Origin of the sequence: Stenotrophomonas sp. DDT-1, assembly GCF_001580555.1 — a bacterium.
Taxonomy (GTDB): Bacteria; Pseudomonadota; Gammaproteobacteria; order Xanthomonadales; family Xanthomonadaceae; genus Stenotrophomonas; species Stenotrophomonas sepilia.
Window position 1 is genome coordinate 92,762 of sequence record NZ_LEKR01000007.1, and the last position, 23,385, is coordinate 116,146.

Sequence of the window (23,385 nt, forward strand, 5' to 3'; positions counted from 1 at the left end):
AGGACTCTCACATGATCCGCAATACCGCTCTTGTCCTGGCCATCGCGGCCGCCACCCTGTCGATGCCGGCGCACGCTGGCCTGGGCAAGCTGAAGGACCTGGCCGGCGCCGCCACCGGTACCTCCAGCAGCAGCGCCTCCAGCGCCGCCGCACCGGATGAAGCCGCGCAGGAAGCACTGGTGCGTCGTTTCGTCAGCTCGCAGTCGCACTCGCTGCAGGCCCAGACCTCGTTCGCCCGTGCCTTCGGCCTGGCCGAGCAGGTGCAGCTGCTGGAAGCCGAGCGCCAGGCGCTGTCGTCGGGTTCGGTCAGCGTCGATGCGATGAAGAAGTCGGTGTCGGTCAGCGAAGCCGCCCAGGCCGCGATCGACGAGCGCCAGGCCGCGCAGCCGGAGCTGAACGCTGAATCCAAGCAGCACTACGCCGAAGGCCTGGTCTCGCTGCTGGCGTCGGCTGCCGAAGCGCAGAAGCTGGGCGGCGAAGCCAGCAACTTCACCGCCGGCATGAAGAACCTGGGCGCCACCCAGATGGCCACCGTCGGCCGCAAGCTGGCTGCCGGTGCATGGGTGGCCAAGGAATCGCCGGGCTTCATCCAGGGCCTGTACGGCTCGACCAAGTCGGCCGTGACCTTCGCCAAGAAGAGCAAGGTGAAGGTGCCGTCGAACGCCGATTCGATGCTCGACTCGATCTGATCCGAGGATCAACCCCATGCGTACGACCTCCCGTTTGATCGGCCTGGGCTTGGCTGCCGTGCTGCTTGCAGCCTGCGGCAAGCAGGACACCCCGGCCGCCGATGCGCCCACACCCGCCAAGGACAAGGCAACCAGTGCACTGGCCAGCAATGCGCCGGTGGAAGCCGCGCCCCTGCGTGGCACGCCGGATTTCGGCGGCACCACCCAGGTCGCGCGCGAGGCCGACGGCATCGGCAGCACCCCGGAACTGGCGGTGCTGGCGGCGCTGCAGTCGGCGGTGGCGCAGGTCAACGGCGTACGCGTGGCCAGCCAGATGCAGAGCCTGCGCGCAGGCCTGCATGTGGACGTGGATGATGAACACGTCGGCGATATCCGCGCCGACGCGTTCACCCAGCAGATGATCGCCGGCTCGCAGGGCGCGGTGCTGGGCTATGAAATCCTGTCGCAGGACGAAGTGCGGCAGCTGGACGAGGAAACCATCGCCCGCGTGCGCGCCAGCGATGAAGGCTGGAGCTTCAAGGGTTCGGCCTCTGCCAGCGCCTCTGGCGAAGCCACGGCCAAGGGCGGCGGTGCCTCGGCCAGTGTCAAGGAGCGCTACGACGAGAAGGTCAGCGTCGATGCCAAGCGTGGCGCAAGCTCGTTCGATTCCGACGTGACCCACCGCAGCATGCGCAGCTACTGGAAGGTACGCGTGCGTGCCCAGATCGCCCAGTACCGCGCACCGGACGAGCAGGGCAAGCCGAAGATCGTGGTCGCGCTGCCGCGTACCAAGGCCGGCAGCTATGCCGTGGGCGACGGCCGTGTGAGCGCCGATGAAGTGGCCGACGCGATCCGCGCACGCCTGTCCGACACGTTGACCCAGACCCAGCGCTTCATCGTGCTGGATCGCGAGTTCGGCGACGAACTGCAGGCCGAGATCGACCACATCAACAGCGGCAACGTGCGTTTGCAGGACACTGCCCGCGTCGGCCAGCAGCTGGCGACCGACCTGATCCTGATCCCGACCATCGAACGCTTCGAGTACCCGCGCAGCGTGCGCAACCTGCGCATGTCCGACCGTCAGGTGACCTCATACTCCGGTGGCGGCCGCATCACCCTGCGCCTGGTCAACGCCACCACCGGCCAGGTGGTGATGTCCGACAGCTTCGACCACCAGTTGGCCTCGACCGGCCCGAGCACCCTGCCGCGTGTGGTGAACGGCCGCAACATGGCGGCGGCGATGATGGAGTCGCTGTCCGGCCAGATCGGCACCAGCATCGTCACCACCCTGTTCCCGGTATCGGTGGTGTCGGTGGACGGTGACCAGGTGGTGCTGAGCCAGGGCGGTGACACCGTGCAGGCCGGCCAGCGCTGGCAGGCTGTGCGCCTGGGCGAGGAACTGAAGGACCCACAGACTGGCCGTTCGCTGGGCCGCAGCGAACACCCGTGCTGCACCATCCGCATCGACCGCGTGGCTGCGCAGACCTCGTACGGCACCATCGAAGATGGCGTCGACGCGATGCGCGGCGGCTTCCGTCCGGGCCAGATCGAACTGCGCCAGAAGCTGGGCAGCAAGCCGGCTGCCGCCGCTGCTGGCGCAACGGCCTCGGCAGCACCGGCTACCGCCGCGCGCCCGGTGGCCAAGCCGAAGCCCAAGCCTGCTGCCGCCCCGGCCGAAGACCCGAACTGGTAACACGCCCAAGCAACACACAGATGGGGTCAGAGCCCTTTCCTGCCGGGAAAGGGATCTGCCCCCTTCGTGTTTCCGTTCGTGTCGACCAAGGTCGACACCCCACCAACAGCAGCCGGACCCACCCCGCCTACCCTCAGGAAACCCGCTTCTGCTGTTGCTTCGGCTGTTGCCGTTGTTTCGGCAGGCGCAGGGCGCAGCCCTGCCGAATCCCATTACACTCCAGAAGGATTTCCCTGCTGGAGAGAGCAATGAAACGAGTGGTACTGGGCGTGCTGGCCCTGTCGGTGTCGAGCGCACTGATGGCGGCCACCCCGAAATTCGATGGCGCGCGGATCTCCGCCGACGTCAAGGAACTGGCCTCCGACGCCTACGAAGGCCGCTCGCCGGCCACCGCCGGCGAAGAGAAGACCATCGCCTATCTCAGCAAGCAGTTCGCCGATGCCGGGCTGCAGCCGGGCGGCGACCTGAAGGACGGCAAGCGCCTGTGGACCCAGGCCGTGCCGCTGCGCAAGGGCGATATCGTCGGCACACCGCAGCTGGCGCTGCACCAGGGCGGCAAGACCGTTGCGCTGGAGCAGGGCAAGCAGATTGCCGTGCGCGCCGCCATGAACGGCGCCAGCAACGTCGACATCAGCAAGGCCCCGCTGGTGTTCCTCGGCTATGGCGTGAAAGCGCCGGAGCGCAACTGGGACGACTTCAAGGGCGTGGACCTGAAGGGCAAGATCGCCGTCGTACTGATCAACGATCCGGACTTCGAGACCGGCCAGGGTGATTTCGACGGCAAGGGCATGACCTATTACGGCCGCTGGACCTACAAGTACGAGGAAGGCGCGCGCCAGGGGGCACTGGGCGTGCTGATCGTGCACGAGACCGCACCGGCCTCCTATGGCTGGGCCACCGTGGCCGGTTCCAACACCAACACCATGTTCGACGTGGTGCGCGACAACCCGGCCGAAAGCCACCCGCTGCTGGAAGGCTGGATCCAGCGCGACCTGGCGGTGGAGCTGTTCCGCTCGGCCGGGCAGGACTTCGAGGCGCTGAAGAAGAAGGCGCAGCAGCGCGACTTCACCCCGGTGCCGCTGACCGGCGCCAGCCTGGACGCCAAGTACGCGGTGAAGACCGAAGTGATCACCTCGCACAACGTGGCCGCACGCCTGGAAGGCAGCCGCCACCCGGACGAGACGATCATCTACAGCGCGCACTGGGACCACATCGGCGTGGGTGAGCCGGACGCGCGCGGTGACCGCATTTTCAACGGCGCACTGGACAACGCCAGCGGTACCGCCTCGCTGATCGAGCTTGCCCGTGGCTTCGCCAAGGAAAAGCGCCCGCAGCGCTCGCTGCTGTTCCTGGCGGTCACCGCCGAGGAAAAGGGCCTGCTGGGGTCGGAGTACTACGCCACCCATCCGCTGTACCCGCTGGAAAAGACCGTGGCGGTGATCAACATGGACGGCATGGCGCCGTTCGGCCCGTCGCGTGACTTCGGCATCTACGGCGCCGCGCGTTTCGAGCTGCTGGACCAGCTGAAGGACGTGGCCAAGGGCTGGGACATCCGCTACACGCCGGACCCGAAGCCGGAAGCGGGCCTGTTCTTCCGCTCCGACCACTTCCCGTTCGCCAAGCGTGGCGTGCCGGCGCTGTCCTGGTCGGCCGGCCAGGACTGGGTGGACGGTGGCGTCGCCGCAGGCAAGAAAGCCTCCGAGGACTACACCGCCAAGCGTTACCACCAGCAGGGCGACGAATGGCAGCCGGACTGGGTGTTCGCCGGTGCCGCCCGCGACCTGGAAGTGCTGTACACGCTGGGCAACCAGCTGGCCAACTCCCGTGCCTGGCCGAACTGGAGCAAGGACGAGTCGTTCCGCGCCGTGCGTGACGCCAGCGCCGACCAGCGCAAATAAGGGAAGGCGGGGCGCGATGCCCCGCCAGCCCTGGTAGCGCCGGGCCATGCCCGGCGTTGCACTGAAGGCTTCCATCCCCGCTTTCCGGCCCTTCGTCGCAGGCCGCTTGCTTGCCCGGCCGGCCGCCCTATGCTCGGCTCACCCCCTTCCTCCAAGGCGCCGCCGTGTTCGCCAGCCTCTCACTTCTGTTCCGTCACCTGCTGGCCTGGGCTGCGGCGCTGTTCGTCGCTGGCATGGTCTGGAGCGGCATCTTCAGTGGCATGAACGATGGCCCAGGCTGGATTTTCGGCCTGCTGGCGATGTTCCTGATCATTTCCGCGCTGGGCAGTGCCATCACCCACATCCGCCGGGTCTGGCTGGTGGCCGGTCGCCTGGACGCCACCACCCTGTCCGGTCGCCAGCGCCGCCAGATCGAACTGCCGATGGACGCCGGCCACGCCTTCTCGGTGGTGGAGGCGGCAATCTCCGAACTACCCCGCGTGGAAGACGTGGAAAGCTCGGCCGGCAGCCTGCAGGTGCGCGCCTATGTGCGCCGGGTCGATCTCTGGAATGGCCGCCAGCCGTCGCGCTGGAACCTGCCTGCGCGGCTGGCGATCAAGCGCAACAGCGTGCTGGCAACGGTCACGCCGGGGCAGGGCACCAGCACCGTTACCCTGCTGTTCGAACCCGATGCCGGCTGGTGGGCCGACCTGCTGGCGCTGGACGAGGGCAGCAACTTCGAGAACGCCGAAGCAGTCACCCGTGCGATCAGTCGCCGCGTCGCCGACCAGCGCCGCGACGAACAGGCTGCAGCCGAACAGACCCAGGTGGAAAAGGAACTGTCGGTGGCGCGGCTGAACCTGCTGCATGCGCAGGTGGAACCGCACTTCCTCTACAACACGCTGGCCAACGCGCAGGTATTGACCCGCACCGACCCGGCACGGGCCGAGCAGATGCTCGGCCACCTGATCCAGTACCTGCGCAGCTCGTTGCCACAGGTGGACGAATCGGTGTCCACGCTGGGCGTGGAGCTGGAACGCACCCGCGCCTACCTGGAGATCCTGCGCATCCGCATGGGCGCACGGCTGGCGGTGGAAGTGCAGGTGCCCAACGAACTGCATGGCGTGCACCTGCCGGCGATGGCGCTGCAGACGCTGGTGGAAAACGCGATCAAGCATGGCCTTGAACCCAAGCCCGGCGGAGGCACGATCTGGATCCTGGCGCGCGGCTTCGACGACCACGTGACGGTGACCGTGGCCGACGATGGGCTCGGCTTCGGCCAGGGCACCAGTGGTACCGGCATCGGCCTGAAGAACCTGCGCGAGCGCCTGCGCCTGACCTGTGGTGAGCAGGCCGGCGTAGCGATCGTCGCCAACTTCCCCAGCGGCGTGGCAGCGACCATGACCCTGCCGCAGTCGCACAAGGAGCGCAGCCATGCCGCTTGAGGCACTGATCGCTGAAGACGAAGAACTGCTGCGGCAGTCGATGGTGGAGCAACTTCGCCGGCTGTGGCCGGACCTGAAGCTGGTGGCCGAGTGCGAGGACGGCGCCAGCGCGCTGGAGCAGCTGGCCGAGAAGCAGCCGGACATCGCCTTTCTCGATATCCGCATGCCTGGCATCAGCGGCATCGAGGTGGCACGCTCGCTGTCCGAGCTGAGCCCGCGCACCCAGGTAGTGTTCGTCACCGCCTACGACCAGTACGCCATCGATGCGTTCGAGCAGGGCGCGATGGATTACCTGTTGAAGCCGGTCAGCGACGAGCGCCTGCTGGCCACCCGCGAGCGCATCCTGTCGCGGCTGCCATCGACGCGCCAGGACGATGCCGTGCTGGAGCGCCTGCTGCAGCGGTTGGGCCCGTCGCAGGGTGCAGCCGAGCGCCCGCCACTGGCCTGGATCACCGCCAGCAACGGCCGCGAGACGCAGCTGATCATGCTGGAAGACGTGGCGTACTTCCGCGCGGACAACAAGTACACCACCGTGGTCACCGCCAGCGGCGAAAGCCTGCTGCGCACGCCATTGCGCGAGCTGCTGGAAGTGCTTGATGCGCAGCACTTCCGCCAGATCCATCGTTCGACCATCGTCAACATGAAGGCAGTGGCGGCGGTCAGCCGCGACGATACCGGGCGCGGCGTGCTGCGGCTGCGCGGGCGGACGGAGACGCTGGTGGTCAGCCAGCCGTTCATGAGCCTGTTCCGCGGCATGTAGCCGCAGCCGCATCCCCCTGCACCGAGGAATGAACATGTCCCGTCTGCTGATTGCGTGCGTTGCAGTGCTGGCACTGGCCGGCTGCGAAAAATCCCGCAACACCTCGATCACCCGCACCCATGCCAACGGCGTGGACACGCTGTACAGCAAGAGTACGGTGGTCGATGGCGAGGCGCGCTTCCAGTGCATTGCCAGCAGCAGTGGCCACTGCCATTACCTGGTGCTGGACCCAGCGTGCAGCACCGATGCCGCGTGCACTACACCGCCGCTGCGCCGGTTCGCCGTTGCAGCAGGCAAGACCGAGGCCATGCGTGGGCTACCCGACGGCTTCCGCCAGTGCGTCAGCCAGGACCCGATGGAACACTGCCACCGTGAGTGATCACGGTGGCAGTGTGGGTCCCCCCGCTTCCCTGAAGGCTCAGTAGGCAGGTTGCAGTGTCAGGTCGTGATGGTGCTCGGTCTCGCCCACATGGTTGAGGCGGCCGACCAGTTCCGAGTGCTGCTTCATCCGGCCGATCTCGGTCATGATGCGGATGTCCTCGTGGCGCAGTTCGCGCTTGGCGGTGACCGCCTGCTTGTAGTCCAGCACTTCCGGGTAGTGCTCGGCCAGGTCCAGCGCCTCGGCCACGTGCTCCACGCTGTCGGCCTTGGAACTGATGCGGGCGCGGCTGTTGAACGCCTTCATCCAGCGCTCGAAGCCGGCCTGCTGATCGAACATGTTGGCCATGAACCAGATCACGAACAGGATCGACACCCACGAGCCGAACACGATCACCACGCGGGTGAAGGTGATATGGAAGTCGTCGCGCCACAGGTAGTTGGCGATCAGGCCCAGGATCAGCAGCGAGGCCGCCTGCCAGCCGACGATCGAGGCGATCAGCCACTGGCACTTGGCCTGGGCCAGCACAGCCACTTCATCGCGGATCTGCTGCTCGCTGAGGTTGCGCCAGTGCGCCACCTGTTTGTCGAACGGGCTGCTGTAGAGCTCGTTGTCGCGAAGCAGAATTCCCAAACCCTTGAACAAGGCAATCATGGCTGGCTCCTTGTGGAACGTGCGTCGATCAGCATTGGACGGTGTGGCGGATCCAGTTCTAGCACTTCCAGCGAGCCGTGCAATGGGGGCAATGCCAAGCGGCGCAAGGGTTTGACCGGTGGGAGTGAAAATTGATGCGATGCAGCATCGCAGTCACGGCCTGCGACAGGATGTCGCAGGGTGAAACGTGCTGCGGCCGCACATGAAACCGTCGCTGAGCGGGGAGGCTCGCCGCCGGAGGCGTGATCGCCGAGAATCGGAGCCAACCGCGCAAGACGCGACTGTTCTTCCGCCTCTCCTGGACCTGTGATGCCGGCTTTGCTGCAGCGACTCTCCCGCCCCGTCACGGCGCCGATCCGACGCTGGGTACTGGACGCCTTCCCGCGCGGCCAGAGTGGTATCGACTACGACCATCCGCAGGGCGACCCGGGCTGGTTCGGCCCGGACAGCGTCACCTGGCGGCTGCACGCCGAATTTCCCTCGATGCTCGCCGGTGGCCTGTGCGCGCTGATGCTGCAGACCCTGCACCCACGTGCGCTGGCCGGGGTCTATGACCACTCCAATTTCCGCCAGGACCTGGTGGGTCGGCTGCGCCGCACCACGGCCTTCGTTGCCGGCACCAGCTATGCGCCCAGCGGCGAGGTGGAGGCGCTGGTGGCCAGGGTGCGCCGCATCCATGCGCAGATCCGCGGCCAGACCGCGCAGGGCGAGCCTTACGCCGCCGACGATCCGCAGTTGCTGACCTGGGTGCACGTGACCGAAGCCTTCGGTTTCCTGCAGGGGTTCCGACGCTACGGGCGCGAGGTGCCGGCGCACATCGCCGATCGCTATTACGACGAGTACCGTTGCGTGGCCGAGGCACTGGGCGCGGTGGATGTGCCGCGCAGCGAAGCGGAAGTGGCGGCGTACTTCTGTGCACGTCAGCCGGAGCTGCGTGTGGATGAGCGCTCGCGCGAGGTGCTGGAGGTGCTGTCCGGCGTGCGCCTGCCGGTACCGGTGCCGGGGCTGTCGCGCGAGGTGTTCCTCGGTGCGGGCGCGGCGCTGCTGCCGGACTGGGCCGAAGGCATGCTTGCACGCAGTGGCCGTCAGCGCGCCCAGGCTGCGGCGTCTGCGAAGCTGATGCAGGGCATGGCGCCGCTGTTCCGCCGTGCGCTGCCCGACGGCTTGGCCAGCCGCGCCTGTGCACGCATGGGCGCGCCGGTGGAGATCCTGTGCGAGTGGCCCGCGGTTGCCTGGTAGGTGCCAACCTTGGTTGGCACGCTTTTCGCGGTGCCGCGGAAGCGCCAACCAAGGTTGGCAGCTACCCGCAAGTGAAACGGGCGCCTTGCGGCGCCCGTTCCGGTTACATCACCACACCTTGACCCGCTTGTCCGGGGCCAGGTACAGCTTCTGGCCTTCCTTCACCTCGAACGCCGGGTACCAGGCGTCGATGTTGCGCACGGTCAGTGCGCGGAACTGGCCCGGTGCATGCACATCGGTCAGCAGCGAGTTGCGCAGCGCCTGCTCGCGGCTCTTGCTGCGCCACGCCTGGGCGAAGCCGAGGAAGAAGCGCTGGTCCGGGGTAAAGCCTTCCAGGGTCTGGCCCGGCTTGCCCTGCAGCGACAGCTGGTAGGCATCGTAGGCGGTGCCCAGGCCGGCCACGTCGGCGATGTTCTCGCCCAGGGTCAGCTTGCCGTTCACATGCACGCCCGGGAACGGCTCGTAGCTGCTGAACTGCGCGGCCAGCGCATCACCGGCGGCGTTGAACTGCTTCAGGTCCTCGGCGGTCCACCAGTTGTGCAGCTTGCCGGTTTCATCGAACAGCGCACCGGCGTTGTCGAAGCCATGGCTGATCTCGTGGCCGATCACCGCGCCGATCGCACCGTAGTTCACCGCGTCGTCGGCGGCGCCGTCGAAGAACGGCGGCTGCAGGATCGCGGCCGGGAACACCAGGCGATTCTCCAGCGGTACGTTCATCGCGTTGATGGTCTGCGGCAGCATCGCCCACTCGCTGTGGTCGACCGGCTTGCCCAGCTTGGCGATGTTGCGCTGGTACTCGAACAGCTCGGCGCGCTGCGCATTGCCCAGCGGGTCATCACGGCGGATCTCAAGGCCAGTGTAGTCGCGCCACTTTTCCGGATAGCCCATGCCCACGGTCAGGCCGGCCACCTTCGCCTTGGCGCTCGCCTTGGTCTGCGGCGACATCCACGACAGCGCGTCGATGCGCTTGGCGAAGGCGGCAATGATGTTCTTTGCCATCTCGTCCGCGCGTTCCTTGGTCTTCGCGTCGAAGTGCTTCTCGACATAGCGCTTGCCGATGGCTTCGCCGACGGCATGGTTGGCATCGTCCACGGCGCGCTTCCAGCGGTCGCTCTGCTGCGGCGTGCCGCTCAGCGCGGTGCCATGGAAGGCGAAGCGGGCATCGGCGAACTTCTTCGGCAGGTAGGCGGCGGCACGGTCCAGCGCGTGGAAGGCCAGGTAGTCCTTCCACACCTCCAGTGGCTCGGTGGCGACCAGCCTGGACAGGCCGGCCACGGCCTTGGGCTGCCACACGATGAAGTCCTGCTGGTTGCCCAGCGCGGCGGCGTCAAGGAAGGCGTTCCAGTCCATGCCCGGCGCCTTGGCGTTGAAGTCGGCCTGGGTCCACGGATTGGCACCCTTGGTCACATCATTGGTTTCTTCCTGGGTGGCATGCGCCTGCGCGATCTTCGTCTCCAGCGCCAGGATGCGTTGTGCCTTGCCGGCCGGATCGGCCACACCGGCCAGCTGCAGCATCTGCGCGATGTAGGCCTGGTACTGCTTGCGCAGCTCGGCCATGCGGCCGCCGCCCAGGTAGAAATCGCGGTCGGGCATGCCCAGCCCGCCCTGCACCAGGTACGGCGCGGTGCGGTCCGGCTGCAGCAGGTCCACCGACACCCACAGGCCGAACAGGCGGTCGGTATAGAAGTTGGTGGCATTGAGCAGGTCGACGTCGGCGCGCAGGTCGCCGCCGAGGGCGCGGGCCAGCCCGGCCTTGTCGGCGATCGCATCGATCGCCTTCAGCTGCGGCTCCACGGGTGCAACGCCGCGCTGCTCGATGCCGGCTTCGTCCATGTAGGCAGCGTAGTAGTCGCCGATCAGCTTGTCGTCACCGCTGGCCTTGGTGTTGCCCGCCGCCCCTTCAAGGATGGCGCGGGTATCGGCCAGGGTCTTCTCGGCAATGACGTTGAAGCTGCCGAAGCGCGAGCGGTCGGCCGGAATCTCGGTGTTCTTCACCCAGGTGCCATTGGCGAAGCCGAAGAAGTCGTCGCCGGCGGCGATGCTGCGATCCATGCCGCTGGCATCGAAGCCGAAACTGCCCAGCATCGGCTTGGCCGCAGCGGGGGCGGCATCGGCCGGCGCGGTGGCACCGGCGGCCGGTTCGGCCGGGCGGTCACAGGCGGCCAGGGACAGGCTGGCAACGATGGCCAGCGCCAGGGTGGGACGGCGCAGCTTGGACATGGACTTCTCTTGCAGCGGAAAACCCCAAGTCTAATCCGCTCCGGCGCCACTGGCCGCGTCCTTGCGCCGCCCGTCCTGTGCAGGATCTGGCTGAACGCGCAGACGCGATCTTCACGCCGTCACCGGGGTGGTGCATGCTGGACCCTGGAGCCCTGCGCGGACACGGGGAGGTGGCCATGCGGGGGCGGGTCAGGCGTCAAGAATGGCGTCCACCGGCCGTTGAGGTCGGGGACGTGGAGGATTCGTTCGCGCATGAAGCCAGCCGACTGCACAAGGAACACCCGCCGATGCCCGCGCTGAAACGCGCGTTGGCCCGCCCGCTGCGCGCCATTACCTGGGGCGGAGTGCTGCTGGGCGTGCTGCTGGTAACCGGCCTGACCCTCATGCTGGTCAATGACTACCACCGCCGCCTGGAAGCGGCACAGCGGCAGAGCCGGGCGCTGGCGGTGGGCAGCGAGCGCCTGCTGGCGCTGGAACTGCGCAACCTGGAGCGCGCCATGTCCGGCATCGCGGCCGACGCCGCCGAGCTGTTCCGCAGCGTGCCGGCGCAGGCGCCGGCCTTGATGGATGCCTCCATCGGCGGGGTGCTGGGCCGGCATGCCGAACTGCACAGCATCGCCGTGCTCGACCGCCATGGCCGACCGTTGACGGCCGGCGAGGGCGACCTGCAGCTGCCGCTGTGGACCGACCCGCAGCGTCGTGGCCAGGGCAGCGCCCTGTACATCGGCCCGCCGCAGCGGGCCAGCGATGGCGGTTGGGTGGTGCCGTTGGCGCTGCCGATGGCCGGCGAACGCTGGCTGCTGGCACGGCTGCGCTGTGGCGAACTGCAACGCATCGTCGGCGGCCTCGATGTCGGCCCCAACGGACTGGTCTCGATCAGCGATGCCGAGGGTTACATGCTGGCCCGCGTGCCTGATCCGCACGGCACGGTGGGCCGCCGCTACGGCCTGCCGCGCCGTGACCTGCTCGGCACGCAGGCGGTGGTCGAGCTGGGCAGCGTGCCGGGTGTGGTCGACGGCGTACCGCGCATCATGACCATCAGCACGCTGGAACACAGCCCGCTGGCGGTGCAGGTCGGCCTGGCCGACGAAGACGTACTGGCGCCGTGGTGGCCGTACCTGCAGGCGTCGGTGGCGATCGTACTGGCTTACATCGCGGTGTTGCTGGTGCTGCTGTACGCCGTGCGGCGCAGCACCCGCAGCCAGCAGGCGATGGCCGAGGAGCTGAAAACAGGCCACGCCGAGCTGCGTCTTGCGCACCAGGTCGGTCGTGTCTGTACCTGGTACGTGGATGAGGACGCCGCATTGCTGCGCTGGTCGCCGCTGGCGCGCGAGATCTTTGGCGTGCAGACCGATGCGCTGCCGGTGGCCGATTTCTTCGCACGCGTGCACCGCGACGATGCCGCGCGCCTGCAGCATGCCTTTGACCAGGCATTCGCCGGCAGCGCCGTGCTCGACCAGGTGTTCCGCCTGGTACTGCCCGGGGGCGAGGTGCGCTGGGTGGGCGCACGTGGGCAGCGGGTGGAAGTGGCCGACAGCGAGCGGCGCATGATCGGCGCGCTGACCGACCTGAGCGAACGCTATCAGGCGCGCGAGCAGATGAGCGAAGTGGAACGGCGCTTCCGGCTGCTGTTCGACCGCAATCCGGCGCCGTTCTGGGTATTCGACCCGGATACGCTGCGCTTCATCGAGGTCAACGACGCTGCGGTGCGCCAGTACGGCTACAGCCGAGACGAGTTCCTGGCGATGAGCATCCTCGACATCCGCCCGCGCGAAGGCTGGGACGAGGTGCGGGGTGCCATCCAGCGCGCACAGGTGGGCGATCCTCCGGACGCGACCGTGCGCCTGCACCGGCGCAAGGACGGCAGCGTGTTCGAGGTGCGCGCACACCTGTCCAAACTCGATTTCGACGGACAGCCGGCGTGCCTCGTGCTGGCCGAGGATGTGAGCGAACGGCTGGCCTACGAGCGCGACCTGGCCTACCAGGCACGGCACAACCCGGCCACTGGCCTGCTCAACGTGCGCGCCCTGACCGAACAGCTGGACGAGCAGCAGCAGGGCTACACCATCGCCTTCGTGCAGTTGCGTGGCCTGCAGCTTGTGGCCGATACGCTGGGCCGTGAGATCGGCGATGCGGTGCTGCAGTCGATGGCGACCCGGCTCGGTGGACTGGGGGCGCGTTGCGGCACGCTGGCATTCCAGCCGGCGGAAGACTTCGTGTTCGCGATCGGGGCCGAGCACGATACCCAGCGCGTGCTGGATGACCTGCTGCAGATCGTGTCAGCGCCGATGCGTGGCAAGGATTCACTGCACCAGTTCGAACCGCGCATCGGTGTGGCCGTGCACACTGCCGGCGACGGCCACAGCGCCGAGCAGGTGATCGGCATGGCCGCACAGGCCGCGCACGCGGCGCGTGCCGAGGGCAACGTGGTGGTCTGGTTCGATGCGGCAGTGACCACGCGGCTGGCCGACCGCCTGCGCCTGGCCGGGCGCATCCACGCCGCCATCGACAACGAGTTCCAGCTGTACTTCCAGCCGATCCGGCACGCCAGCGATGGCAGCCCGGCCGCGCTGGAGGCCCTGCTGCGCTGGCCGCAGGCCGATGGCAGCTTCATCCCGCCCAACGAGTTCATCCAGCTGTGCGAGGACACCGGGTTGATCCTGGCACTGGGCCGCTGGGTGATCCGCGCTGCGGCGAAGGCACAGCGCCGGTTGGTCGAGGCCGGTTGGGGCGAGCTGCCGATCGCGGTCAACGTGTCGGCAGTGCAGTTCTTCAACAGCGACCTGGTGGCCGAATTCACCCGCGTCCAGCAGGAGTTCGGACTGGCCCGCGGCGCACTGCACGTGGAGCTGACCGAGAGCAGCCTGATGCGCAAGCCGGCGCAGGCGATGCAGACCATGCAACGCCTGCACGAGCAGGGCATCAGCGTGTCGCTGGACGATTTCGGCACCGGCTATTCCAGCATGTCCTACCTGCAGCACCTGCCGCTGGACATCCTGAAGATCGATCGCAGTTTCGTCGCCGACGTGGAAACCAACCCACGCAATGCCTCGATCTGCCGCGCGCTGTTGTCGCTGGGGCACAGCATGGGCCTGACCATCATCGCCGAGGGCGTGGAAACGCCGGGGCAGCTGGACTGGCTGGCCGCGCACGGCTGTGACCAGGTGCAGGGTTATCTGCTGGGGCGGCCGGCGCCGCTGGAGCGGATCATCGACGCGCTGGATGAAGTCCCTGCCTGATCGGGGCTTCGTATTTGCCGGCCAGCGCGAGACTCGGCTACACCCCGGCCTCCACCAGGTGGTCGATGAAACTGCGCACCTTCGGCGCCAGGTGGCTACGGCTGGCATACACCGCGAAGATGCCGATCGGCGAGGCCTCCCATTCCGGTAGCACGCGCACCAGGCGGCCATCGGCCAGCGCGTCTTCCAGCAGGAAGTCGGGTTGCAGGATCACCCCCATGCCGGCGATCGCCGCTTCGCGCAGCACGTCGCCGTTGTTGGCGTGCAGCAGGCTGTTCACCGCCACCTTCACTTCACCGCCGGGTCCCTGCAGCGGCCAGTGGTCGCCAGCGGCCCAGTAGCTGTAGCTCAGGCACGCGTGATTCTGCAGGTCCTGCGGCGTCTGTGGGGTACCGCGTGCAGCCAGGTAGGACGGCGCCGCGCACAGGCTCACCCGCGATTCGCCCAGCCGGCGCGCGATCAGCGCCGGGCTCGGCTCGCGGGTGATGCGGATGGCCACGTCGTAGCCTTCCTCGACCATGTCCACCAGGCGGTCGGACAGGGCCAGGTCCAGTTCCACCTGCGGGAAGCGCTCGCGGTAGCTGGCCAGCAACGGGCCAAGGCGGGCGATGCCCCAGCTGACCGGTGCGTTGATGCGCAGCGTGCCGGAGGGTTCCAGCGCCTGCGCGCCGATGCTGGCCTCCAGCGCGTCGAACTCGGCCAGCAGGCGCACGCACTGGGCGTAATAGGCGGCGCCGGTGCTGGTGGGGCTGACCCGCCGCGTGGTGCGGTGGAGCAGGCGGGTGGACAGGCGCTTTTCCAGTGCCGCGACCTGGCGGGTGACGCCGGCGGTCGACATGTCCAGGGCGTGTGCCGCGGCACTGAAGCCGTTGCGCTCGACCACCGCTACGAACACGCGCATCGCCTCGAGGGTGTCCATTGTTGCGTCTTCTGAAATAAATACGGTCAAGCGATCGTATTTATCGGCTCGTAAAGGCGCAATAACCTGTCTCCACTCCCTTCAAGGTGCTTTGCCATGCACACCACGACCGCTCCTGTCTCGCCGCTGGCCCCGTACGGTGCCACCCTGCTGCGCCTGGCCCTGGGCGTGCTGTTCCTGGTCCATGCGCTGATCAAGCTGCTGGTATTCACCCCGGCCGGTACGGCGGCATTTTTCGAATCGCTGGGCCTGCCCGGCGTGCTGGCTTACCTCACCATCGGCGCCGAGCTGGTGATCACCACTGCGCTGCTGCTGGGCATCTACGCGCGCTGGGTGGGCCTGGCCGGCGTCCCGTTGCTGCTGGGCACCATCGTCACCGTGCACGGCGCCAACGGCTTCGGTTTCGCCAATGCCGGCGGCGGCTGGGAATACCCGGCGTTCTGGGCGCTGGCGCTGGTGGTGCTGTTCCTGGTCGGCGATGGCAAGTGGACCCTGCGCTCGCGCTGATCGCCGCCTGACCCTGCAACCGGAGGATTCCATGTCCCGCCTGCCTTCGCTGTACATCTCCCATGGTTCGCCGATGACCGCCCTGCATCCGGGCCAGGTCGGCGTGCGCCTGGCCGAGCTGGCGCAGGATCTGCCAACCCCGCGCGCCATCGTGATGGCCTCGGCGCACTGGCTGGGCCGGCAGCCGCAGGTCGGCGCGCATCCGCAGCCGCCGACGATCCATGACTTCGGCGGCTTCCCGCGCGCACTGTTCGAACTGCAGTACCCGGCGCCGGGCGATCCGGCGCTGGCCGAAGAAGTGGCCGGCCGCATCGCCGCTGCCGGCCTGCCGGTGGCGCTCGACCCTCAGCGTGGCCTCGACCATGGCGCGTGGGTGCCGCTGCGGCTGCTGCGCCCGCAAGCCGACATCCCGGTGGTGCCGCTGTCGATCCAGCCGCTGCTCGGCCCCGGGCACCAGTTCGCGCTGGGCCGCGCGCTGGCGCCACTGCGAGAGCAGGGCGTGCTGCTGGTCGGCTCGGGCAGCATCACCCACAACCTGCACGACTGGGGCGACTACCAGGACGGCAAGGAAGCGCCGTACGTGCGGCCCTTCATCGAGTGGGTCGAGCAGCGCCTGGCCGCCGATGATCGCCAGGCCCTGTTCGACTACCGCCGGCAGGCGCCGTTCGCCGACCGCGCGCACCCGACCGACGAGCACCTGCTGCCGCTGTTCTTCGCGATGGGCGCAGCCGGCGAGGACAGCTTCGGTGCGCGGCGCATCGATGCCGGCATCGACGCCGGCTTCCTCGCCATGGACCTGTACCGCTTCGACGGGGCATGAGCCGGGGCTGACGCGCGACCGCCCCGGCCGTCGCGCTCATGGCCGCATGTGGTAGTTTTTTCCGGGTTTCCGGCGCTGGCCTTCGAGCCTCCCCGCGCGCCGCTTCCTGGAAGAAGCATGCATACCATTGAAGTCGTCCTGGCGATGCTGGTGGCCGTTGTCGCCAGCGGCTACCTGGTTCGCGTCCTCCCGTTCTCGTTGCCGCTGCCGCTGGTGCAGATCGGCCTGGGCGCGGTCATCGCCGGGGTGTTCAACCGCGGCCACGCGCTGGAGCCGGAAGTGTTCTTCCTGCTGTTCCTGCCGCCGCTGCTGTTCCTTGATGGCTGGCGCATCCCCAAGCAGGGCCTGTTCCGCGACAAGGGCGCGATCCTCGAACTGGCGTTCGGCCTGGTGGTGTTCACCGTCATCGGTGCCGGCCTGCTGATCCACTGGATGATTCCGGTGATGCCGCTGGCGGTGTGCTTCGCGCTGGCCGCCATCGTCTCGCCGACCGATCCGGTGGCGGTCGGCGCGATCGCTTCCAAGGCACCGATTCCCAAGCGACTGATGCACATCCTGGAAGGCGAGTCGCTGCTCAACGATGCGTCCGGCCTGGTCTGCTTCCGCTTCGCGGTGGCGGCGGTGATGACCGGTTCCTTCTCGCTGGCCACGGCCTCGCTGACCTTCGTGTGGGTGGCGGTGGCCGGCCTGGCCGTGGGCGTGGCGGTTACCCTCGGCGTGTCCACGTTCCAGCGCTGGCTGTGGCGCCGCTTCGGCGAGGAACCGGGTGCGGCGATGCTGGTCAACCTGCTGATCCCGTTCGCGGCCTATCTGCTGGCCGAAGAGATCCATGCCTCGGGCATCCTGGCTGCCGTGGCGGCCGGCATCGCGATGAGCTACGTCGAGCTGACCGGCCGTGTCTCCGGCAGCATGCGCGTACAGCGCGCGGGCGTCTGGAACATGCTGCAGTTCAGCTTCAACGGCATCATGTTCGTGCTGCTGGGCGAGCAGCTGCCCGGCATCGTCGAACGCGCCACAACCACCATGAACGAGTCCGGCCACCAGAGTGCATGGTGGCTGCTGGTGTACGTGGTGGTGATCAACCTGGCGCTGATCCTGTTGCGCCTGCTGTGGGTATGGCTGTCGCTGCGCTGGAACCTGCTGCGTGCACGTCGCCGAGGCCTGGAACGCGGCGAGGCACCGAACTGGCGCATCGTGGTGGCGACCTCGGTGGCCGGCGTGCGCGGCGCGATCACCCTGGCCGGCGTGCTGACCCTGCCGTTGTTCCTGCCTGATGGCAGCGCGTTCCCGGCGCGCGACCTGGTGATCTTCCTGGCCGCGGCGGTGATCCTGTTCTCGCTGGTCGGCGCCAGCGTGGCGCTGCCGCAGCTGCTGAAGGGCCTGCAGCTGCCGGCCGATTCGGGCGAGCGCAAGGAAGAGGACCTGGCACGCCGGCTGTCGTCCAAGGCCGCGCTGGCCGGGGTCGAGCGCATGCGCCAGCAGCTGGTGATGAACCAGAACACCGAGAACGTGCAGCTGTACAACGACGCCGCCTCGCGGGTCAGCCTGCTGTACCAGCGCCACCTGGAGAAGGACAGCGACGGGCCCGATGTGGACCCGGAGAAGGTGCGGCGCATGGAGCTGGGGTACCGCCAGCTGCGCAGCGCCGGCCTCAATGCCGAGCGCGAGGAACTGTTCCGGTTGACCCGGCGCGGGGTGATCTCCGACGAGATCTCGCGGCGCCTGATCCGCAACCTGGACCTGCTGGAATCGCGCAAGCGCGAATGACGCCTGGGACCGGGCGTTGCAGACGCTGACGCGGATTCCGCCCTGGCATGTAGAGCCGAGCCCATGCTCGGCTGCGCTTGCTTCAGGCGTCATGAACCCGGAACGAAAAGCAGCCGAGCACAGGCTCGGCTCTACATGCCGGTGCCGGTTATTCCGGCTTCTGGTCCAGGAAATACACCTCGACCTTGCCCTTGACCTTGATGGTCATCGGGTTGCCACGGCGGTCGCGGGCCTTGCCGGCCTGCACGCGGATCCAGCCTTCGCTGACCGAGTATTCCTCGACGTTGTCGCGCTCGACGTCGTTGAAACGCACGCCGACGCCGCGCTCCAGCGCCTGTGCATCATGGAAGGGGCTGGCCGGGTTGATCGCCAGGTGGTCGGGAGGGGTATCGCTCATCGCTTCATTCACAGTGACGGCCACCAAGGCCGGCTTCAGCGGCACAGGATAAACCGTAGAATGCCGGCCTGCCCCAGAGGACGTTCCGCCATGCCCGACAACAGCGACTATTTCGACTTCGAGGAAGACATCCACGACTTCGACGAGGATGGATTCGAGGCGCGGGTCTGGAACCTGCTGGTGCTGATCAACCCGGGCGACGAAGAGTTGGCCCTGCAGCAGTTCAACCGCTGGCGCGAGCACCTGTCCGAGGACGGGCAGCCGCTGGAAGCGGACAGCGACTGGCTGCCGGCGCTGTTCACCGCCATCGCCTGGCAGTCCGGTTTCGATGTGGAGCGCGACGACCTGGAATCGCTGCAGTCGGCGGTGAACGAGCTGTCGGCGCGCTTCAACCTGCAGCTGGACTGGGGTGGCGACCTGGACGACGAGGACTTTGCCGAAGGCCTGGACGGCGTGCAGCTGATGGCCACCGCCTTCGACCGCCTGCGCGAGCACAACTACACGCTGTGGAGCGTGGATGCCGGCAGCGACGGCTTCACCGGGGTGATGGCGCTGACCCGTGACGACGACGCGATGCTGGCGCTGTGCTCGCTGCTGAACGTGGAAATCCGCCTGGGCAGCGACCCGTTCTGATCGGGCCTGTAGAGCCGAGCCCGCGCTCGGCTGCAGTCCGCGAAGAGCAGCCGAGCATCGGCCCGGCTCTACAGGAGGCAAACGGCAGCCGAGCCTATGGCCGGTATTGCGCCCGGGCGTTGGCGATCACCGCCTTGACCAGTTCGCGCTCGGTGTGCCGGGAAATCGCTCGCGCGCCAAGCGCGATCGCCTGCGCGCGCAGCTCGACCGTGACATCGTAATGGGCACCGCTGGCCTTGTTCTGGAAGGCCCGCGGGGGGATGCCGAGCTGCGCCGCCATCGCGTGCAGCTCGGCCAGGGTGTCGGCCATCAGGTGCGCCCAGCGCTGTCCGCGCCAGGGATGCACCGCGTCATCGACGTAGACCGTCACCGCCGCGGCCGGTTCAGGCCTGCGGCTTGCTGTCGCTGTCAGCGGCCGGGGGGGCCTCGGCGTCGGCAGCAGCTTCAACCACATCGCCTTCGGCGGCCTCAGTGGCTTCTTCGCCTTCTTCGGCTTCCACGGTCTCGAACTCGGACACCAGCTTGTCCAGATACTCGTCAGCGGTCTGGCCGGATTCAGCGGCCAGGGTGTCCAGCAGCTTCTGCAGCAGCTCGGAATACTCCAGGTTGACCTTGCGGCCTTCCTTTTCCTGCACGTTGGACAGGTGCTTGAGCATGGCCAGCATCGGCACCGGGTTCTCGGCGTTGCCCATGGTCTGGCCACCGATGGCCAGCAGCCATTCGCGGCCCTGCAGGCCGATGGCGGCGACCACCTGGCCGTCTTCGTTGGTCAGCACGGCATGGTTCTGCACCTGCTGCTGGGCATTCAGGCGCAGGAACGGGCGCTTGGCCTGCTGCTTCTTGCGCTTGTCGCGCTTGGCCTTGGAGTTCTGGGACATGGGGTGGGGTCACCTGGAAACGGAAAGACCACCATTGTAGCGGCCGCGCGCAGGTGGGGTCAGATCCCTTTCCACGGGAAAGGGATCTGACCCCGGTTCAGTGCGCCTCACCCTGCGCGGCCTGCACGTCCGGGTCGGTGGTGGGCGCCGACAGCCCCACCTGCGGGCCGGCACCCGCCAGCGCGGCCGCTTCGGCGGCCTGGGTCATCACCACGATGCTGATGCGGCGGTTGATCGGGTTCTGCGGGTCGGCCCTGTCGAACAGCACCGATGAAGACAGGCCGACCACGCGGGTGATCTTGTTGTCCTCCAGGCCGCCGTCCACCAGCGCGCGGCGGGCGGCATTGGCACGATCGGCGCTCAGTTCCCAGTTGCCGTAGCCACGTGCAGCCGAATAGGCGGTGATGTCGGTGTGGCCGGTCAGGCTGATCCGGTTCGGCACGTGGTTCAGGTAGTTGGCCAGCTCGTGCAGGATCTGCTGCGTGTACGGTTTCAGCGTGGCGCTGCCGAGGTCGAACATCGGTCGGTTCTGCTTGTCCACGATCTGGATGCGCAGGCCCTCCGGGGTCAGGTCCAGCAGCAGCTGGTCCTTGAACGGCTCCAGCGCCTGGCTCCTGCTGATCGCTTCCTGCAGCTCCTTCATCAGTGCTTCCAGCTGCTGCTTGTCGCGCTGCTGCTGGTCCACCGGCTGCGGTACCGCTTCCTTCTGGTTCTGGAACGGGTCGTTGCTGTTGCCACGCGAAATGTCGGTGGCACCGCCCAGCTTGATCATCGAGGTGCTGGCGCCGCCCGGGCCGGCCATGCCGGGCGCCGGCGTGGCGCTCTGACCGCTCAACGGGCTGGGGTTGCGGAAGTACTCGGAAATGGCCGCACGGTCGTTCTTGTTGGTGGTGGCCATCAGCCACAGCACCAGGAAGAACGCCATCATCGCGGTCACGAAGTCGGCATAGGCCACCTTCCACGAACCACCATGATGGGCGGCGTGGCCGGCCTTCCTGACCCGGCGGACGATGACGGTGGGCTTGGTCTCGGCCATGGCTTACTTGACCGTCTTCAGGTGCTGCTCGAAATCGGAGAAGGCCGGGCGCACGTTCGACGGCAGCGTCTTGCGGGCAAATTCCAGCGCGATCTTCGGGTTGTAGCCGCGCAGGCAGGCCAGCAGGGCGGTCTTGACCGATTCGTAGATGCGGCTGTCCTGCTCGGCGCGCGCTTCCATCGCGGCCGCCATCGGGCCGACGAAGCCGTAGCCCAGCAGGATGCCCAGGAAGGTGCCGACCAGCGCACCGGCCACGTGGCCACCGACCTCGACGATGTCGCCGCCGATCGAACCCATGGTGATGACGATGCCCAGCACCGCGGCCACGATGCCGAAACCGGGCAGCCCGTCGGCGACCTTGGTCAGCACCTGTGAGGGTGCCATGGCCTCGGCGTGGTGCTTTTCCAGCTCCAGTTCCAGCAGCGGCTCCAGCTCATGCGGCTCGATGTTGCTGCCGATCATCAGGCGCAGGCAGTCGGTGATGAAGTCGATCAGGTGGTGGTCGGCCTGCACCTTGGGGTAATTGCCGAACAGCGCGCTTTCGGCCGGGCGCTCGACATGGTCTTCCAACGCCATGAAGCCCTCGCGGCGGGCCTTGTTGAGCAGTTCATAGAGCAGGCTGAGCACATCGATGTAGTCCTGCTGCTTGTAGCGCGGGCCCTTGAACACACCCACCATGGCCTGCAGGGTCTGCTTGACCGTCTTGGCCGGGGTACCGACCAGGAAGGCGCCGAGCGCGGCGCCGCCGATGATGACCAGCTCATAGGGCTGCCAGAGGGCACCCAGGCGGCCGTGGGCACCGAGGTAGCCCCCGATCACGCTGATGATGACGACCAGGAATCCAACGATGATGAGCATGGCGCAACGCAAGGAGCGGGGATATCTCCTTGTCGGCCCGTCCCCCGGTTTTCTGAAGAGGGAATCTGTGAAATCGGTCGGCGGGGTGTTTCAGCCCGCCACGCCGCTTTCGGCGCCGCCACGCTGCAACGGATCGGGCCAGGGCTCGCCATTGCCGGTGAACGAAAGTGAGACGGAGTTCAGGCAGTGGCGCTCGTAGGTGGGCGGCGGGCCATCCGGGAACACGTGGCCCAAGTGGCTGCCGCAGCGCGCGCAGGTGATCTCGGTGCGCACCATGCCATGGCTGGTATCACGGATCTCGCGCACGTGCGCCGGGTCAAACGGGGCAAAGAAGCTGGGCCAGCCGGTGCCGGAATCGAACTTGGTGCTGGAGCGGAACAGCGGCAGCGCGCACAGCCTGCAGCAGTAGACCCCCTCGCGCTTGTTGTCGAGGAACACGCCGCAGAACGGCGCCTCGGTGCCGTGCTGCAGCAGCACGCGGCGCTCTTCGCTGCTGAGGCCGGCGATCAGCGCCTCGGTCTGGGTGGCAGTGGGGGGCGTCAGGTCGAAGGCAGTCATGGCGGCGCTCCGTGGGGTCGATGGCCTGGGGATGGCGGAAAACGTGGGGGTGAAGACGCGACCTTGCAAGTGTGATGGCCGTTCATGGGCGGCACACAGGGGCAGGCGCAAGGTGAACGCGATCCACGCCGGAGCGTGCCATGAAACCGATCCTTTCCCTGCTGCTGGCCCTGTTGCCCATCGTGGCGACGGCGCAGGTGCCGACCGCCGATCCGACTGCGACCCGCAGCGCGACCACCGTGGCGCCGCAGCCCGTGGCACCACCGCCACAGGCCGCTCGCCCGCAACCGCAGGTGCTGCCGTCGCCGCAGCCGGCGCAGCCGATCAAGTCCACCGGTCCGGCCCGGGTCGCGCCGGCGCCGGTGCCGAAGCCGGCCGACAAGGTCTATGACCGCAATGGCCGCATCGTTCCGGGCGTGCGCCCGGCCGGGCCGAACCGCGTGTTCGATTCGCGCACCGGCCGCTATTACGACAGCGTGCCGGCCGGCGATGGGCAACAGATCAAGCGCTGAGTCCTGGCGCCACCAAGGTTGGCGGCTGGCTGACGCTGAGCGGGCTGAACGCACGAAAACAGCATCCAGCCGATCACTGCTTTTTCGCCTGCGATTAACCGTTGCGGGACCACCGTGGCCCTGCGCCGGCATTCCGCCGCCGCATGTCCTTCGTCCACTGGATCGCGACCATGAAAAACCAGCAGAACCGTCATCCCGGCAAGGAACCGCAGGGCCGCAACCCGCAGCAGCAACAGCAACAGCAACAGATGGAGCCGCAGCTGCCGCACAAGGGCGGCAAGCAGCAGGAGCAGCGCTCGCAGAAGCATCCGCAGCAACGCTGACTG

Annotated in this window: 23 protein-coding genes; 14 read left to right on the forward strand and 9 right to left on the reverse strand. The window is 67.7% G+C overall.

What is annotated here, in order from left to right; translation table 11 throughout:
* Positions 1-11 precede the first annotated feature (11 nt).
* The 6 genes from AB839_RS05625 to AB839_RS05650 all read left to right on the forward strand — a co-directional run bounded on the left by AB839_RS05625 (position 12) and on the right by AB839_RS05650 (position 6,822).
* Positions 12-689: a hypothetical protein gene (locus tag AB839_RS05625; RefSeq protein WP_005415096.1), complete on the forward strand. Its 678-nt coding sequence runs from the start codon at positions 12-14 to the stop codon at positions 687-689.
* A gap of 16 nt (positions 690-705) precedes the next feature.
* Entirely contained in the window at positions 706-2,361 is a 1,656-nt protein-coding gene (locus tag AB839_RS05630; RefSeq protein WP_061478619.1) for a CsgG/HfaB family protein, read from the forward strand.
* 248 nt (positions 2,362-2,609) lie between these two features.
* Positions 2,610-4,259 (forward strand): M28 family metallopeptidase, encoded by a 1,650-nt coding sequence (locus tag AB839_RS05635; protein WP_061478620.1) that lies wholly within the window; start codon positions 2,610-2,612, stop codon positions 4,257-4,259.
* A gap of 164 nt (positions 4,260-4,423) precedes the next feature.
* Entirely contained in the window at positions 4,424-5,683 is a 1,260-nt protein-coding gene (locus tag AB839_RS05640; RefSeq protein ID WP_061478621.1) for a histidine kinase, read from the forward strand.
* Entirely contained in the window at positions 5,673-6,443 is a 771-nt protein-coding gene (locus tag AB839_RS05645; protein ID WP_061478622.1) for a LytTR family DNA-binding domain-containing protein, read from the forward strand. Before AB839_RS05640 ends, AB839_RS05645 begins: the two co-directional genes overlap by 11 nt.
* 34 nt (positions 6,444-6,477) lie before the next feature.
* Positions 6,478-6,822: a hypothetical protein gene (locus AB839_RS05650; protein ID WP_061478652.1), complete on the forward strand. Its 345-nt coding sequence runs from the start codon at positions 6,478-6,480 to the stop codon at positions 6,820-6,822.
* Positions 6,823-6,861: 39 nt separating this feature from the next.
* Here the strand turns inward: AB839_RS05650 and AB839_RS05655 are convergent, their stop codons facing one another.
* The gene (locus AB839_RS05655; protein WP_005415104.1) at positions 6,862-7,476 is read right to left on the reverse strand and encodes a hypothetical protein; all 615 of its coding nucleotides are present in this window, start codon (positions 7,474-7,476) and stop codon (positions 6,862-6,864) included.
* Positions 7,477-7,785: 309 nt separating this feature from the next.
* Here AB839_RS05655 and AB839_RS05660 point away from each other — a divergent pair, with 309 nt between their 5' ends.
* The gene (locus AB839_RS05660) at positions 7,786-8,715 is read left to right on the forward strand and encodes an oxygenase MpaB family protein (protein WP_061478623.1); all 930 of its coding nucleotides are present in this window, start codon (positions 7,786-7,788) and stop codon (positions 8,713-8,715) included.
* A 108-nt stretch (positions 8,716-8,823) separates the two neighbouring features.
* Here the strand turns inward: AB839_RS05660 and AB839_RS05665 are convergent, their stop codons facing one another.
* Positions 8,824-10,935, reverse strand: coding sequence for a M13 family metallopeptidase (locus tag AB839_RS05665; RefSeq protein WP_061478624.1), 2,112 nt, complete (start codon positions 10,933-10,935; stop codon positions 8,824-8,826).
* A gap of 176 nt (positions 10,936-11,111) precedes the next feature.
* Here AB839_RS05665 and AB839_RS05670 point away from each other — a divergent pair, with 176 nt between their 5' ends.
* On the forward strand, positions 11,112-14,174 hold the full coding sequence (locus tag AB839_RS05670) for an EAL domain-containing protein (protein WP_061478625.1): 3,063 nt from the start codon (positions 11,112-11,114) through the stop codon (positions 14,172-14,174).
* Between the two features lie 37 nt (positions 14,175-14,211).
* On the opposite strand, the gene AB839_RS05675 is transcribed toward AB839_RS05670, so the two are convergent.
* Complete coding sequence (locus AB839_RS05675) at positions 14,212-15,093, reverse strand: LysR family transcriptional regulator (protein WP_061478626.1); 882 nt, start codon at positions 15,091-15,093, stop codon at positions 14,212-14,214.
* A gap of 96 nt (positions 15,094-15,189) precedes the next feature.
* Between AB839_RS05675 and AB839_RS05680 the strand changes: the two genes are divergently transcribed.
* The 3 genes from AB839_RS05680 to AB839_RS05690 all read left to right on the forward strand — a co-directional run bounded on the left by AB839_RS05680 (position 15,190) and on the right by AB839_RS05690 (position 18,187).
* Positions 15,190-15,600 (forward strand): DoxX family protein, encoded by a 411-nt coding sequence (locus tag AB839_RS05680; protein WP_061478627.1) that lies wholly within the window; start codon positions 15,190-15,192, stop codon positions 15,598-15,600.
* 31 nt (positions 15,601-15,631) lie between these two features.
* Positions 15,632-16,420 (forward strand): class III extradiol ring-cleavage dioxygenase, encoded by a 789-nt coding sequence (locus AB839_RS05685; protein WP_061478628.1) that lies wholly within the window; start codon positions 15,632-15,634, stop codon positions 16,418-16,420.
* A gap of 117 nt (positions 16,421-16,537) precedes the next feature.
* Positions 16,538-18,187 (forward strand): Na+/H+ antiporter, encoded by a 1,650-nt coding sequence (locus AB839_RS05690; RefSeq protein ID WP_061478629.1) that lies wholly within the window; start codon positions 16,538-16,540, stop codon positions 18,185-18,187.
* 148 nt (positions 18,188-18,335) lie between these two features.
* Here AB839_RS05690 and AB839_RS05695 read toward each other — a convergent pair whose 3' ends face one another.
* On the reverse strand, positions 18,336-18,584 hold the full coding sequence (locus tag AB839_RS05695) for a DUF3297 family protein (RefSeq protein WP_005415112.1): 249 nt from the start codon (positions 18,582-18,584) through the stop codon (positions 18,336-18,338).
* Positions 18,585-18,674: 90 nt separating this feature from the next.
* Here AB839_RS05695 and AB839_RS05700 point away from each other — a divergent pair, with 90 nt between their 5' ends.
* Positions 18,675-19,217, forward strand: a complete 543-nt coding sequence (locus tag AB839_RS05700; protein WP_061478630.1) for a hypothetical protein — start codon at positions 18,675-18,677, stop codon at positions 19,215-19,217.
* A 94-nt stretch (positions 19,218-19,311) separates the two neighbouring features.
* On the opposite strand, the gene AB839_RS05705 is transcribed toward AB839_RS05700, so the two are convergent.
* The 5 genes from AB839_RS05705 to msrB form a co-directional block, all read right to left on the reverse strand.
* Complete coding sequence (locus AB839_RS05705; protein ID WP_061478631.1) at positions 19,312-19,587, reverse strand: DUF4031 domain-containing protein; 276 nt, start codon at positions 19,585-19,587, stop codon at positions 19,312-19,314.
* 13 nt (positions 19,588-19,600) lie between these two features.
* Positions 19,601-20,095, reverse strand: coding sequence for a hypothetical protein (locus tag AB839_RS05710; RefSeq protein WP_061478632.1), 495 nt, complete (start codon positions 20,093-20,095; stop codon positions 19,601-19,603).
* A 97-nt stretch (positions 20,096-20,192) separates the two neighbouring features.
* Positions 20,193-21,131, reverse strand: coding sequence for a flagellar motor protein MotB (motB, locus tag AB839_RS05715; protein ID WP_061478633.1), 939 nt, complete (start codon positions 21,129-21,131; stop codon positions 20,193-20,195).
* Between the two features lie 3 nt (positions 21,132-21,134).
* Positions 21,135-21,989: a flagellar motor stator protein MotA gene (motA, locus tag AB839_RS05720; RefSeq protein WP_005407915.1), complete on the reverse strand. Its 855-nt coding sequence runs from the start codon at positions 21,987-21,989 to the stop codon at positions 21,135-21,137.
* 90 nt (positions 21,990-22,079) lie between these two features.
* Positions 22,080-22,547, reverse strand: a complete 468-nt coding sequence (gene msrB, locus AB839_RS05725) for a peptide-methionine (R)-S-oxide reductase MsrB (protein ID WP_005415117.1) — start codon at positions 22,545-22,547, stop codon at positions 22,080-22,082.
* A 140-nt stretch (positions 22,548-22,687) separates the two neighbouring features.
* On the opposite strand from msrB, the gene AB839_RS05730 reads away from it, so the two are divergent.
* Complete coding sequence (locus AB839_RS05730; RefSeq protein WP_061478634.1) at positions 22,688-23,059, forward strand: hypothetical protein; 372 nt, start codon at positions 22,688-22,690, stop codon at positions 23,057-23,059.
* Positions 23,060-23,202: 143 nt separating this feature from the next.
* The gene (locus tag AB839_RS05735; RefSeq protein WP_061478635.1) at positions 23,203-23,382 is read left to right on the forward strand and encodes a hypothetical protein; all 180 of its coding nucleotides are present in this window, start codon (positions 23,203-23,205) and stop codon (positions 23,380-23,382) included.
* Positions 23,383-23,385 lie beyond the last annotated feature (3 nt).